The following is a 13,911-nucleotide window of genomic DNA, read 5'->3' as shown; positions in this document are numbered from 1 at the left end:
CAGTACTTCTAAATTCGGCATTTTCTCCGTCCGTGTTGTGCTCCCTGCGGGAGGCGCTGGATGACTTCGATGAAATGCTCGAGGGTCCTGGGTTTATTTTCGGCGCAGATTGCTCACCGGGGTTGGTCTCGGTGTTTGCGGGAGACTTCGCGTATTACGACGGTGCGGACCATCTGTTCCTGGCCACGACTGTCGCTGACGGACAGGGGGTCTTAGAGTTCGAACCGACTGGCTTTGAGTCTCGATCTGGATAGAAACGTGCGACTCTGGCATCAGGCGTATTGGCGCTTGGCGGGCCAAACTCGGTAGAGCCGTTTTGCCGCGCAAAGCGGCCTCTCTGGCGGTTGCTTCCGCGCCGCTAGTGTCGAGTGGTTCGTCGGGTTAGTGTCTGGCCTCACACGACGGAGTGGGAGGTCCGATGGTGGAGCTTCGGGGGAGCGCGGTCGCGGACGTGGTGCGGCGCAGCGCGGCGCGCGTGGGTGGTCGGGAGGCGCTGCGGTTCGTCGATTCCGGCGGCAACGAGCGGGTCTGGACCTACGCCGAGCTCGACGCCGCGGTCAGCCGGGCTGCCGGGTTCCTGCTGGAGGCCGGGGCGGTCAAGGGCGATCGGATCGCGGCCTACGGGAAGAACTCCGACGCCTACCTGATCGGCTTCCTGGCCTGCGCCAGGGCGGGTCTGGTGCACGTGCCGATCAACTACAACCTGACCGGAGGGGAACTTTCCTATCTCCTCTCCCAATCGGGCAGTTCTCTCGCACTGGTCGATCCTGCTCTGATGGGCAACGTCGATGCCGTGCGGGAGGGAACTTCCCTGCAGCAGGTCATCGCGTTGCGCGACGAGAAGGACTCCTTGCTGTCGCGCAGCGTCGAAGGGGAGATTCCTGTCATCGACGTCGCCGTCGGCGATGACGACCTCGTGCAGCTGCTCTACACCTCCGGCACCACCTCGCTGCCGAAGGGCGCGATGATGACGCACCGCGCGCTGCTGCACGAGTACGTCTCCTGCCTGCAGGCGCTGGACTTCGGCGAGAACGACCTGCCGCTGCACGTGATGCCGCTGTACCACTCGGCCCAGATGCACGTGTTCCTGCTGCCGCACCTGATGATCGGCGCGAGCAACCGACTCGTCGAAGTGCCCGATCCGGCCGACATCCTGGCCCGCATCGAGAGCGAGCGGATCACGTCCTTCTTCGCCGCCCCCACGGTGTGGGTCGCGCTGGCCAACCACGCCGAGTTCGCCACCCGCGACCTCAAGGCACTGCGCAAGGCGTATTACGGCGCGTCGATCATGCCCGGGCCGGTGTTGCACCGACTCCGCGATCAGTTGCCCGAGCTGGGTTTCTACAACTGCTTCGGGCAGTCCGAGATCGCGCCGCTGGCCACCGTGCTGCGGCCGGAGGAGCACGAGGAGCGACCGGACTCCGCCGGTCGGCCGGTGCTGTTCGTCGAAGCCAAGGTCGTCGACGACCAGGGCGAGGAGGTCCCGCCGGGCGAGCTCGGCGAGATCGTCTACCGCTCCCCGCAGCTGTGCACCGGGTACTGGGACAAGCCGGAGGAGACCGACGAGGCATTCCGCGGCGGCTGGTTCCACTCCGGTGACCTGGTGCGACGAGACGAGGCCGGTTACTGCTTCGTCGTCGACCGGATCAAGGACGTGATCAACACCGGTGGTGTGCTGGTCGCTTCCCGCGAGGTGGAGGACGCCCTCTACGCGCACCCGGCCGTGGCGGAGGTCGCCGTCATCGCCGTCCCGGACCCGAAGTGGATCGAGCGGATCGCGGCAGTCGTCGTCACCAAGCACGAGGTCACCGAACAGGAACTCATCGACCACGCCCGCAACACCCTCGCCGGCTTCAAGGTCCCCAAGCAGATCCGCTTCGTCGACGACCTCCCCCGCAACAGCTCCGGAAAACTCCTCAAGAGGGTCCTCCGCGACGAACTCGCCTGAAACCGAAACGCCGACCCCGCCCGCACGGGATGCTGCGGTGGCCGGTCGATAATGGGTGCGTGACTGAATCTGCTTGGGGTCCGGGTGTGGCAACTGCCGTCGGGTCTTCGCCGGGGACCGACCCGTTGGAGGCCGCGCGGACGGTGGTCGGGGAGTTGCCGGAGTTGATGCCGCTGCCCGAGCTGCCCGCGCGCGGGGTCGGGGCTGACATCCTCGGGCGAACGGCCGGGCTGCTGGTCGACCTGGCGGTCGAAGTCGTGCCATCCGGTTACCGCGTGGCAGGAACGCCCGGGATGGATCACCGGCGAGCAGTGGACCTGCTGCGCTGGGACCTCGACGCGCTGGAGCAGGCGGTCGCTGAAGCCGGTGCTCCTCGGGTCGTGAAGGTGCAGGCGGCCGGGCCGTGGACGCTCACCGCCGGGATCGAGCTGATGCGCGGGCACCGGGTGCTCACCGACCGCGGTGCGCTGCGGGACTTCGCCGAATCACTCACCGAAGGGCTGCTCGCGCACGCCGAGCAGGTCACCGCGCGCACCGGCTCACGGGTCGTGGTGCAGCTGGACGAGCCGTCGCTGCCCGCCGTGCTGAGGGGCTCGCTGCCCACCCCCTCGGGCTACGGCAACGTGCCGGCCGTGCCCGAACCCGACGTCCAGCGATTGCTCGGCGAGGTGATCGGAAAGCTCGCCGCGGCAACGGGATCACCCGTCGTCGTGCACTGCTGCGCGCAGCGCCCGCCCGTCGAGCTGCTGCGCCGCGCCGGGGCCGGTGCGATCTCGCTGGACGCCTCCGGGCTCGGAGAGGTCACCGGCAAGTTCGCCGACGAGCTCGGGGAGGCGTGGGAAGAGGGGACCGCCCTGTTCCTCGGACTGACACCCAGCGTCGAACCAGCAGGCCAGGTTGATCTGCGCAGCATCGCCCAGCCCGCGTTCGACCTTGCGACCAGGCTCGGGTTCGGCAAGAAGACCCTTGCCGAACGAGCCGTGCCGACCCCCACCTGCGGCCTCGCCGGAGCAACCCCAGCCTGGTCGCGCAGGGCCCTCTCCCTCACCAAGGACCTCGCCAAGCTCTTCGCCGACGAAGCCGAATCCTGATATCGAGCTCGTCATCCGACGCCGGATCGGCGTGCCGCTCACGGATTCACTGTCCACTGTGGACCTGAGTCGGAGCGCGTCCGTTCGGGCCGGTTGATGTGGTCTCGTTGTCCGAATGTTTTGCGAAAATGGCCGTGGTCTGGCCTTTGCGCTGGTAGGAAGAGCCCTGTGGGCAGTCATTGCGTCAGCGAGCTCGACCGCGTCGCTTGGATCGAGCGCAGCACGATCCGGGACGCGGCGTGCCTGACCATGGTCCGGAACAGCGACCTCGGTCGGGTCGCCGAGTCGTTCGGGGCCGTGACTTCGCACGGGCGGTCGTTGGACATCGACGAGTTCTGCGAGGAGGCGTACGCCTACCAGGAGAAGCACCCGATGATCGGGCTGCGCTCCGTCGGGAACTGGACGCTCGTCGTCGAGGACACCGGTGGCCAGGGCGTTCGCCCCGAAGTGCTGCGTCGGGCCGCGCGTCCCGAAGCCGTCTCCTGCTACTGGGACGAGGACGTCCGCACGCGGTTCGTGCACGCCATCGACGGTGTGGTCCAGACGTCCTTCGAAGCCGTGCTCCCCGAATACCGGGAAGGGTCCTTCCCGGACGCCCTCGAAGAGCACCGCGAACGACTTCCCTGGTCGCAGGCGGCCCCGGTGCCGTTGATGCTGGCCCTGGCCGGGCGGGTCACGGGGGAGGTCCCCACCGAAGGATGGCTCGGCGGGGAGTTCCGCACCTACCCGGTCGCACCGTGGCCGGACGACCTCGTCTCGATGCCGCTGGGCGACCTCGACGGCTATCCCGCGGAGATGCTGACCGCACTGCGGGCCGCCGGTGAGCACGATCAGCGGCGGGTGCTGCGGTCCCTCGCCCGCTACGTCGCCACGACCGCCGACTGCATGGACCTGCCCGTCGTGCGACGCATCCTCGCCGGGGTGCGCCCGGAGTGCGCCGAAGTCGACCAGACACTGCGCGAACTGGTGTGGAGCGGCATCTGCGAGCGACCCGCGCTGGTCAGCCGCAACCGGTTGCACGCGATGCAGGTGCTGAGGCAGATCATGCACGAGGATGCCCGCAGCGCCCTGTCGGGCGTCCTCACCGGCGTCACCGATGTGCGCGGTGCCGAACCGGCGGCCATCACCGCCATCGTCCGCGACGAGCTGCCGGGGTGAAATTCCTCGTCCCGCCACGGCGGGCTCCGGCGGGCGGCACAATGGTTCCCATGTTCAGGTTCCTGCGCCGCCGTGACGCCGATGTGCCCGCCGAACCGGTCGACGTCCCCGCCGAGGCCGCGGAGCGCGCGACGACGTTCTGGCGGTGGTGGGACGACAACCTCCCCGAGATCGCCTCGGCGCTCGGCGACAACGAGCCGCAGCGCATCGAGAACCTCGTCGCCGAGGCTGTCGCCGGCGTCCACCCGGACCTGACCTTCAGCATCGAGCACGGCGAGCAGGCCGCGTACGCGCTGGTCATCAGCAGCCAAGCCGACCCGGAGCTGCGGCCCTGCACCGATGCGTGGATGGCCGCCGCGCCTGCTGCGGACACGCTGTGGGAGTACCACGACTCGGTCCCCGCCGTGCCCGACCCCACGGAGGTCACGGTGAACCTGCGAGGCGAGAAGTACCCGCTCGACCAGGTTCGGATCGCAGCGCAGGTCGACGAGGACGAAGGGCTGGTCGACGTCGCCGTGTACCACCCGGGTTTCCCCGCGCTCGACGACAACGCGCGCCGCGCCCTGACCTTCCTGCCGCTGGATGCCACCCTCGGTGAACGGCTCGCCGCCGACCGGCTGGGACGCGTCGAAACCGCCGAGGCCGAACCCGAAGGCACCATCGGACTGCTCGAACTGCGCGAGCTCGTGCGCGAGGTGGACCGCAACGCGCAGTGAGCCGCTGCGTGCCGGTGTCGGGGTCGCTCGTTAGTCTCGGGGCGTGACCAGCAAGGACGTTCACGAGCTCAATCCCAGCGAGGACGCCGAGGGCGTGCCCTCCGACCCCGCCGCCGCGAGTGCGACCGAAGGCGTCGAGGACGTGCCGCCCGACGTGCGCGAACAGTACGCGGAGCTCGCCGAGGAGGTGCGCGGCCACCAGTTCCGCTACTACGTGCTGGATTCGCCCACGATCTCCGACGGCGAGTTCGACGAGCTGTTCACGCGGCTCCAGCGGATGGAGTCCGAGCATCCCGCGCTGCAGGCTCCCGACTCGCCCACGCAGGTCGTCGGTGGCACCTTCTCCACCGCGTTCACGCCCGTCGCGCACCTGGAGCGCATGCTCAGCCTCGACAACGCCTTCGACTCCGAGGAGCTGGCGGCGTGGGTCGAGCGCGTGGAGCGCGAGGTCGGCGGCGGCGCCCACTACCTCTGCGAGCTCAAGATCGATGGCCTCGCGGTCAACCTGCTCTACCGCGACGGTCACCTGGAGCGGGCGCTGACACGCGGTGACGGCCGCACCGGCGAGGACGTCACGCTCAACGTGCGCACCATGGGCGACGTGCCCGAACAGCTCACCGGAACCGACGAGTACCCGGTTCCGGGCCTGGTGGAGGTGCGCGGCGAGATCTTCTTCCGCGTCGACGAGTTCGCCGAGCTCAACGCCAAGCTGGTCGACGCGGGCAAGGAGCCGTTCGCCAACCCCCGCAACGCCGCCGCCGGTTCGTTGCGCCAGAAGGATCCCCGGGTGAGCCGGTCCCGTCCGCTGCGGCTGATCTGCCACGGCCTCGGCAGGCGTGAGGGTTTTGAGCCGGAACGCCAGTCGGAGTCCTACGAAGCGCTCAAGGCGTGGGGTCTGCCGGTGTCCCGGCACACCGTTGTGCTGTCCGCTGTGGATGAAGTCCTCGGGCACATCCAGCACTGGGGCAAGAACCGCGACTCCGCCGAGCACGAGATCGACGGCGTCGTCATCAAGGTCGACGAGGTCCCGCTGCAGCGCAGGCTCGGTGCCACCTCGCGCGCGCCGCGCTGGGCGATCGCCTACAAGTACCCGCCGGAGCAGGCCACCACCAAGCTGCTGAACATCGAGGTCAACGTCGGCCGCACCGGCAGGATCACGCCGTTCGCGGTGATGGAGCCGGTCAAGGTCGCGGGTTCGACGGTGTCGATGGCGACCCTGCACAACGCCGACGAGGTGCGCCGCAAGGGCGTGTTCATCGGTGACCGCGTGGTCATCCGCAAGGCCGGTGACGTCATCCCCGAGGTCCTCGGGCCGGTCGCCGACGTGCGCACCGGTGACGAGCGCGAGTTCGTCATGCCGGAGGCGTGCCCGGAGTGCGGGGCGCGGCTGGCGCAGCAGAAGGAGGGCGACGTCGACCTGCGCTGCCCGAACGCCCAGGGCTGCCCCGGTCAGCAGCGGGAGCGGTTGTTCTACCTCGCCAGCCGCAAGGTCCTCGACATCGACGCGCTGGGTTACGAGGGCGCCTCCGCGCTGCTCAACGCGGGTGTGCTCGGCGACGAGGGCGATCTGTTCGACCTCGACGAGGCGAAGCTGCTCAAAACGCCGCTGTACACGACGAAGGAGGGCAACCTCTCGGCCAACGGCGCCAAGCTGCTGGCGAACCTGGAGGAGGCCAAGCAGAAACCGCTGTGGCGAATCCTGGTCGGGCTGTCGATCCGGCACGTCGGGCCGACCGCGGGGCAGGCGTTGGCGCGGGAGTTCGTGACGCTGGAGCGGATCGAGCAGGCTTCGGAGGAGGAGCTGGCCAACACCGACGGCGTCGGGCCGACGATCGCCACGGCCGTGCGGGAGTGGTTCGCGGTGGAGTGGCACCGCGAGATCGTGCGCAAGTGGCGCGAGGCCGGCGTGCGGATGGCCGACGAGCGCGACGAGTCGATCCCCCGGACGCTGGAAGGCATGTCGATCGTGGTCACCGGGACGTTGCGGCAGTACTCCCGGGACGAGGCGAAGGAATCGATCATGGCTCGCGGTGGTCGGGCGGCCGGTTCGGTGTCGAAGAAGACCGCCTTCGTGGTCGTCGGCGATTCCCCGGGCTCGAAGTACGACAAGGCCATGCAGCTGAAGGTCCCGGTGCTCGACGAGGACGGTTTCACCGTGCTGCTCGAACAGGGCCCGGAAGCGGCAACCGAGCGGGCGCTGCCCCCGGAGGAGTGAGAACCGCTGGCGCGGGGTGGCAGGATCGCGGCCATGGCAACGATTCGGGCCGCCCTGCCGGCGGAATACGAGGTCGTGGGGGAGATGACCGCGAAGGCGTACGCCGATGCGGGCAACCTCCCGACCGATGGTTCGTACGTGTCCGTGCTGCGCGACGCCGCTGACCGCGCGGCCGAAGCCGAACTGCTCGTCGCCCTCGACGGTGACCGGCCGGTCGGCACGGTGACCGTGGTCCGCCCCGGCGACAGCTACGCGGAGATCGCGCGTGCTGGCGAGATCGAGTTCAGGATGCTCGCGGTCGCCCCGGACGCCGGTAGTCAGGGCGTGGGTCGTCAGCTCGTCGAGGCGGTCGTGGAGCGCGCCCGGGCTGAGGGCTTCGGGCGTGTCGTGCTGTGCGTCTCGGAAACGGCGGAGACCCCGCGACGCCTGTACGAGCGGATGGGCTTCCAGCGCTTGCCGGACCGGGACTGGAGCCCCACCGCCGACATCCGCCTGCTCGGCTTCTGCCTCGAACTCGGAACCTGAGCCGCGCGGATCAGCGGCGACCGAGACCTGCGCTCGATGATCGTTGGCAGTGAGCAGTTCTGGTCTGAACTGGCCGTGATCGTCGGTTCGCTTGCCGGGTCGGTTCTGACGAGAACCGCCGGCTGGTGGGGGAGCGCTCGTCAGCCGTCGAGGACGACCGAGACGATGCCCGCGAGGTGGGCGAGGCGGGCGAGTTCCGCTGCGCGGAACATCGGGCCGCCGGGACGTCCGGCCAGCAGGACGCGGTCGGGCTTGCCGATGGGCGTGGCGGCCAGTTCGGTGCCCAGCTCCTGCCAGGTCTGCGGCACCCACGTCTCGTCGCCGTCGAGGATCGTGGCGCGCGGCAGCGGCAGCCACGGCAGTTCCAGGTAGCCCTCCTGCGGCGCGGAGGTGCTGGCGGCCAGTTGCTCGGCGCCGCCGGAGCGGTGCCCGAACACGATTGCCCAACCCGATCGGATGATCTTCGGGACGCCTTCGGCGAAGATCTGCAGTCCGCGTGCCGGCTCGGCCGCGATCTCCTCGACCAGCTCCAGCTCGCGGTGGGTGTCCAGCACGCCCGCGTAGGGGCGGACGGCGTCGACCTCGACACCGTCGATGGACTCCGCAGCGGTGATCAGCACGTCCGGTGGGCGCCCGGAGGGCAGCTCCACCACGAGGTCGTCGATGGCCACGCCGCCGATGCGTTCGACGACGTCGACGCTGAGGATGTCGGCACCGATCTCGCCGAGCGCGCTCGCCACCGACCCGAGGTTGCCGGGTCGATCCGGTATCTGCACCCGGATGAGGAAGGACACCGGACTCAACGCCTCCAGTTTCATGCACGACACCTCGCCGGCCGCACGCTTCCTTCGCCTGCTCGTCCGCTTGCGCGGCCACTCGTGCGAGGAACAACCGCAGGGGAAATTGTGTCAGACGCGGCGTAGTCATCTTGCTACAGCCGTCCCTGGGAGAGAACGACCAGGCCATTCGGGAAAGTTCCCGGGCGCGCCTCGCCAGGCACGACCCCAGCCAGGTCTGGCAGCGTGGTCGCCATAGACTGGGATGTACTCGTAAACCGGACATGACCAGGGAGCCTTCGCAGTGTCCAAGATCTCCCGCGACGAGGTCGCACACCTCGCCGTCCTGGCGCGGCTGGCCGTCACCGAGGCCGAGCTCGACACCTTCGCAGGCCAGCTCGACCAGATCCTCGATGCGGTGGCGAAGGTGGGGCAGGTCGCTGCGGACGACATCCCACCCACGTCGCACGCCGTGCCGGTGACCAACGTTTTCCGCGAGGACGAGGTCCGCCCGGGCCTGACGCGCGAGCAGGCGCTCGCAGCGGCACCCGCGGCCGAAGAGGACCGATTCCGCGTTCCGCGCATTCTGACTGAGGAGGCCTGATGAGCCACGATTCCCCTTCCGCTCATCGAGGTCGACCGGGTGCGGGTGTCCCGCAGAGCACTGAGGAGGCCTGATGAGCCTGACCGGGCTGACCGCGTCCGAGCTGGCCGCCAAGCTGGCGGCAGGTGAGGTCACGTCGGTCGAGGTGACCCAAGCGCACCTGGACCGCATCGCCGCCGTGGACCCGCTCGTGCACGCGTTCCTCCATGTCGATGCCGAGGGTGCGCTCGCCGCGGCCCGCAAGGCCGACGACGACCGGGCCGCAGGCAAGGCGGCCTCGCCGCTGGCCGGCGTGCCGCTGGCGCTCAAGGACGTGCTGACCACCACCGACATGCCCACCACCGTCGGGTCGAAGATGCTCGAGGGTTGGATGGCGCCGTACGACGCGACGGTGACGCGCAGGCTGCGCGAGGCCGGCGTGGTCGTGCTGGGCAAGACCAACATGGACGAGTTCGCGATGGGCTCCTCCACCGAGAACTCCGCCTACGGCCCGACTCGCAACCCGTGGGACGCCGACCGCATCCCGGGCGGCTCCGGCGGCGGTTCGTCGGCCGCGCTGGCCGCGTTCGAGGCGCCGCTGGCCATCGGCACCGACACCGGCGGTTCCATCCGCCAGCCGGGCGCGATGACCGGCACCGTCGGCGTGAAGCCCACATACGGCGGCGTGTCCCGCTACGGCCTGGTGGCGTTCTCCTCGTCGCTGGACCAGCCGGGCCCGTGCGCGCGGACCGTGCTGGACGCGGCCCTGCTGCACGAGGTCATCGCCGGGCGCGACCCGATGGACTCCACCTCGATCGACCAGCCGGTTCCGCAGGTCGTCGAGGCCGCCGAGCAGGGTGCCAACGGCGACCTGACCGGCGTGAAGGTCGGCGTGGTCCGCGAGTTCTCCGGTGACGGATACCAGCCGGGAGTGCAGCGCGCGTTCGACGCCGCGGTCGCGCAGCTGTCGAAGCTGGGCGCCGAGGTCGTCGAGGTCTCGTGCCCGCACTTCGACTACGCGCTGGGTGCCTACTACTTGATCGCGCCGAGCGAGTGCTCGTCGAACCTGGCCCGCTTCGATTCGATGCGCTACGGCCTGCGCGTCGGCGACAACGGCGAGAACAGCGCCGAGCAGGTCATGTCGATGACCCGCGAAGCCGGTTTCGGCCCCGAGGTCAAGCGGCGCATCATGCTCGGCACCTACGCGCTGTCCTCGGGGTACTACGACGCCTACTACGGCCAGGCGCAGAAGGTGCGGACGCTGATCACCCGCGACTTCACCGCCGCGTTCGAGCAGGTCGACGTGCTGGTCTCGCCGACCACCCCGACCACGGCGTTCAAGATCGGGGAGCGGGTCGACGACCCGATGGCGATGTACCTCGCCGACCTGTGCACGATCCCGTCCAACTTGGCAGGCAACGCCGCCATGAGCGTCCCGTGCGGACTGTCCGATGAGGACGGCCTGCCGGTGGGTCTGCAGATCATGGCTCCGGCCATGGCCGACGACCGGCTCTACCGGGTCGGCGCCGCCTACGAGGTCGCCCGGGACGCCGAGCAGGGCGGTCCGCTGATCAACCGTGCCCCGAAGCTGGAAGCGGCGGTATGAGCCGCTCCCACGCCACCGATGCAGGAGGTCGCAAAGTGAACCCGAAGTTGAAGGCAGCGTTCCAGCTCGCTTCCGTGCTCTCGGCGGCCTTCGGGCTGAAGGCGAGCTACAAGGCCGCCCGGGAGAACAAGGACAAGCTCGAACTGGCTGACGTCGTCATCACCACGCTCGGCTTGATCACCGGTACCGCCCTGGCGGTGCGCGCACTGCGCAAGGGGAGTGACGAGGAGTGACCGCGGTCGCCGAGATCATGGACTACGACGAGGTGCTGACCCGGTTCGACCCGGTGCTGGGCCTCGAGGTCCACGTCGAGCTCTCCACCAAGACCAAGATGTTCTGCGGCTGCGCCAACGCGTTCGGCGCCGAGCCCAACACCCAGGTCTGCCCGGTGTGCCTGGGCCTGCCGGGTGCGTTGCCGGCGGTCAACGGCAAGGCCGTCGAGGCCGCGATCCGGATCGGTCTGGCGCTCAACTGCCAGGTCGCGGAGTGGTGCCGGTTCGCCCGGAAGAACTACTTCTACCCGGACATGCCGAAGAACTTCCAGACCTCGCAGTACGACGAGCCGATCGTCTTCGACGGTCACCTCGACGTGGTCCTCGACGACGGCGAGACGTTCCGCGTCGACATCGAGCGGGCGCACATGGAGGAGGACACCGGCAAGTCGCTGCACATGGGCGGTGCCACCGGTCGCATCCACGGCGCCGACTACTCGCTGCTGGACTACAACCGGGCCGGCGTGCCGCTGATCGAGATCGTCACGAAGCCGATCACCGGTGCCGGTGAGCGCGCTCCCGAGGTCGCCCGCGCCTACGTGACCGCGCTGCGCGACCTGCTGCGTGCGCTGAACGTCTCCGACGTGCGGATGGACCAGGGTTCGCTGCGCTGCGACGCGAACGTGTCGCTGATGCCCAAGGGCGCCAGCGAGTTCGGCACGCGCACCGAGACCAAGAACGTCAACTCGCTGCGCAGCGTCGAGCGCGCGGTGCGCTTCGAGATGCAGCGGCACGCGGCGGTTCTGACCTCCGGCGGGTCGATCCTGCAGGAGACCAGGCACTTCGACGAGTCCACCGGTTCCACCTCGGCGGGTCGTCCGAAGGAGACCTCGGAGGACTACCGGTACTTCCCGGAGCCCGACCTGGTGCCGATCGCGCCGTCGCGCGAGTGGGTCGAGGAGCTGTCCAAGACCCTGCCGGAGCTCCCGTGGGAGCGCCGTCGTCGCGCCAAGGAGGAGTGGGGCCTGTCCGACGAGGAGCTCCGCGACCTCGTCAACGCCGGTGCCCTGGAGCTCATCGCCGAGACGGTCGAGGCCGGTGCCGCTCCGGGCGACGCCCGCTCCTGGTGGGTCGCCTACCTGTCGCAGCAGGCCAACGCGCGCGGAGTCGAGCTGGCCGACCTGGACATCACGCCGAAGCAGGTCGCGCGGGTCGCGGCGCTGGTCGGTGAGGGCAAGCTGACCAACAAGCTGGCCCGCCAGGTCGTCGACGGGGTGCTCGACGGCGAGGGCGAGCCGGACGAGGTCGTCGCGGCTCGCGGTCTGGAGGTCGTCTCCGACGACTCCGAGCTGCAGAAGGCCGTCGACGAGGCCCTGGCGGCGCAGCCGGACATCGCGGAGAAGATCCGCGGCGGCAAGGTTCAGGCGGCCGGAGCTGTGGTCGGCTCGGTCATGAAGGCCACCAAGGGCCAGGCCGACGCCAAGCGGGTCCGCGAACTCGTCCTCGAGGCCTGCGGCCAGTAACCCGCCACAGCGAGAACGCCCCCGGCCCGTGGGCGTTGTTCGGGGTCCTCGCAACACCTGATGGCCCACGTCAGTAGTTCGCGCAGGCGCTCGGCTTGGAGTCCTCCAGCCGAGCGCCTGTTCGATGTTCGAGCACGCTGTGCCAGCAGTTCGCCCCCACCGAGCTCGTCGGGGAGCAGCCGGTGCTGGCCGCGCTCACCGGCGAGGACGTGATCGACTGCTCACCGAGCCGATCGATCCGGCATCGGAACGGGCCCGCTCGGCGGTGCGGGTGCCGTTCCGCACCCGGAACAGCGCTCCTAGTCCTTGCCAGCCGTACCGCCGGTCGGCGGTTCCAGGCGCAGGACCCGGTCGTCGCTGGGAACGGGGCGGTCGCCGTCGCGGTTGGTGGTGCCCAGCCACACCATGCCGTCTGGCGCCAGCGCAGCCGTGGCGAAGCGGCCGTAGCGGTTCTCCAGGACCTTGGTGGGCTGGCCGGTGAAGGTGCCGTCCGGCGCCGGGTGCAGCGTGTAGAGCGCAGAGGCGTCGCGCAGCGCCACGATCACGGTGGTCGGGTCCGCCGCGCACCCCGAAACCCCGGGCCGATCCGACCAGGTCCAGGCCGGATTGCCGAGCGGCTCACCGAACTTCACCTGGTAGAGGGAATCCTTGCCGCTGTTGCGGTCGGTCACCCAGAACATGCTCAGCGCGGCCGTGCCGCAGATGCCGGTGGGCTCGTTCAACCCGGAGGTCACCACGGGTGTACCGCGCTGCGGGTTCCCCTCGGCAGGCTTGCCGAAACCGTCGATGCGCAGCAGCTTCCCGGACAGCGTCGAGGGGTTGGCGGCACTGGCCGGGTTGCCGGCGTTGCCGGTGGCCACCAGCAGCGCGCCCTTGCCGTCGTCGAGCAGCGCGCCCGAGTTGCCGGTGGCGCCCTTGGGGATCCCGGTCAGCACCGGCTTCGGGCTGTCGCCGCTGGCGACCCGCACGACCCTGTTGTCGGAGCCGGTGGTGACGTAGGCGTAGAACAGCTCGTCCTCGTGGTACGTGGGCGACAGGGCCAGGCCGGTGAGGCCGCCGCCGCTGCTCGCGTCGACGGAGATCTGCGCCAGCTCAACGGGTTTCGTGCCCTTCTTCACCCGCAGCACGCGGCCGGTGGAGCGCTCGCCGACCAGCGCGCTCTGCCCGTCCGGCAGCACCGCGATCGCACCGACCGGGTCCAGGCACGTCGTGATCACCGCGCTGTCGGGGTCCTCGCAGCCGGCTGGTTGCGCGGGCGGTTGCGGCTTCGCCTCGCCCGGAGCTTCCGACGGTGGTGCTTCGCTCTCGAACGAGGGTTGTGGACCGGCCTGCGGCGCCAGCGAGGGCTGTTCGGCGAACGGCCGGTTGTGCTCGTCGGGGAACTCGGCGCATCCGCTCAGCACGATTCCGAGCACCGCGAAGGCGCCCACCAGCGCACGAGTCCGACCCATCACACCTCCGACCCTATCCGTCGTCCGGTGAACCCGTCGTGAGCCACCGCGATCAGCCGTTCCGCCGGAACCGGGCGGGGATGGGATCAGAGGAGCGGGGGGTGGAG

The 13,911-nt window shown here is 69.6% G+C and carries 12 protein-coding genes; 10 read left to right on the top strand and 2 right to left on the bottom strand.

The genetic code is table 11. The features are described 5' to 3' along the window. Positions 1 to 418 precede the first annotated feature (418 nt). The 6 genes from E1161_RS01535 to E1161_RS01510 all read left to right on the top strand — a co-directional run bounded on the left by E1161_RS01535 (position 419) and on the right by E1161_RS01510 (position 7,653). The gene (locus tag E1161_RS01535; RefSeq protein WP_132618763.1) at positions 419 to 1,948 is read left to right on the top strand and encodes a fatty acyl-CoA synthetase; all 1,530 of its coding nucleotides are present in this window, start codon (positions 419 to 421) and stop codon (positions 1,946 to 1,948) included. Between the two features lie 59 nt (positions 1,949 to 2,007). After that, a complete protein-coding gene (locus E1161_RS01530) occupies positions 2,008 to 3,039 on the top strand; it encodes a uroporphyrinogen decarboxylase/cobalamine-independent methonine synthase family protein (protein ID WP_132618761.1) in 1,032 nt (343 codons plus the stop codon). Positions 3,040 to 3,207: 168 nt separating this feature from the next. Further along, positions 3,208 to 4,197, top strand: coding sequence for a DUF6461 domain-containing protein (locus tag E1161_RS01525; RefSeq protein WP_132618759.1), 990 nt, complete (start codon positions 3,208 to 3,210; stop codon positions 4,195 to 4,197). A gap of 50 nt (positions 4,198 to 4,247) precedes the next feature. Then, on the top strand, positions 4,248 to 4,913 hold the full coding sequence (locus E1161_RS01520) for a hypothetical protein (protein ID WP_132618757.1): 666 nt from the start codon (positions 4,248 to 4,250) through the stop codon (positions 4,911 to 4,913). A 43-nt stretch (positions 4,914 to 4,956) separates the two neighbouring features. Continuing rightward, a complete protein-coding gene (gene ligA, locus E1161_RS01515) occupies positions 4,957 to 7,128 on the top strand; it encodes an NAD-dependent DNA ligase LigA (protein ID WP_132618755.1) in 2,172 nt (723 codons plus the stop codon). Between the two features lie 33 nt (positions 7,129 to 7,161). Beyond that, entirely contained in the window at positions 7,162 to 7,653 is a 492-nt protein-coding gene (locus E1161_RS01510) for a GNAT family N-acetyltransferase (protein WP_132618753.1), read from the top strand. Positions 7,654 to 7,793: 140 nt separating this feature from the next. On the opposite strand, the gene E1161_RS01505 is transcribed toward E1161_RS01510, so the two are convergent. Then, positions 7,794 to 8,447 carry an ACT domain-containing protein gene (locus E1161_RS01505; RefSeq protein WP_207920059.1) on the bottom strand — a complete coding sequence of 218 codons (654 nt, stop codon included), beginning with the start codon at positions 8,445 to 8,447 and terminating at the stop codon, positions 7,794 to 7,796. 286 nt (positions 8,448 to 8,733) lie between these two features. Here E1161_RS01505 and gatC point away from each other — a divergent pair, with 286 nt between their 5' ends. The 4 genes from gatC (at position 8,734) to gatB (ending at position 12,353) form a co-directional block, all read left to right on the top strand. Further along, on the top strand, positions 8,734 to 9,033 hold the full coding sequence (gene gatC, locus E1161_RS01500; protein ID WP_132618749.1) for an Asp-tRNA(Asn)/Glu-tRNA(Gln) amidotransferase subunit GatC: 300 nt from the start codon (positions 8,734 to 8,736) through the stop codon (positions 9,031 to 9,033). A 73-nt stretch (positions 9,034 to 9,106) separates the two neighbouring features. Continuing rightward, on the top strand, positions 9,107 to 10,618 hold the full coding sequence (gatA, locus tag E1161_RS01495) for an Asp-tRNA(Asn)/Glu-tRNA(Gln) amidotransferase subunit GatA (RefSeq protein WP_132618747.1): 1,512 nt from the start codon (positions 9,107 to 9,109) through the stop codon (positions 10,616 to 10,618). Positions 10,619 to 10,653: 35 nt separating this feature from the next. Beyond that, complete coding sequence (locus E1161_RS01490) at positions 10,654 to 10,851, top strand: hypothetical protein (RefSeq protein WP_132618745.1); 198 nt, start codon at positions 10,654 to 10,656, stop codon at positions 10,849 to 10,851. Continuing rightward, positions 10,848 to 12,353 carry an Asp-tRNA(Asn)/Glu-tRNA(Gln) amidotransferase subunit GatB gene (gene gatB, locus E1161_RS01485; RefSeq protein WP_132618743.1) on the top strand — a complete coding sequence of 502 codons (1,506 nt, stop codon included), beginning with the start codon at positions 10,848 to 10,850 and terminating at the stop codon, positions 12,351 to 12,353. Before E1161_RS01490 ends, gatB begins: the two co-directional genes overlap by 4 nt. A 299-nt stretch (positions 12,354 to 12,652) precedes the next feature. On the opposite strand, the gene E1161_RS01480 is transcribed toward gatB, so the two are convergent. Then, the gene (locus tag E1161_RS01480) at positions 12,653 to 13,804 is read right to left on the bottom strand and encodes a PQQ-dependent sugar dehydrogenase (protein WP_207920047.1); all 1,152 of its coding nucleotides are present in this window, start codon (positions 13,802 to 13,804) and stop codon (positions 12,653 to 12,655) included. Positions 13,805 to 13,911: the final 107 nt, after the last annotated feature.

This window comes from Saccharopolyspora aridisoli, assembly GCF_004348445.1.
Classification (GTDB): domain Bacteria; phylum Actinomycetota; class Actinomycetes; order Mycobacteriales; family Pseudonocardiaceae; genus Saccharopolyspora; species Saccharopolyspora aridisoli.
Note: the sequence above shows the minus strand (reverse complement) of the source record. Positions and strands in the feature narration are given on the sequence as shown.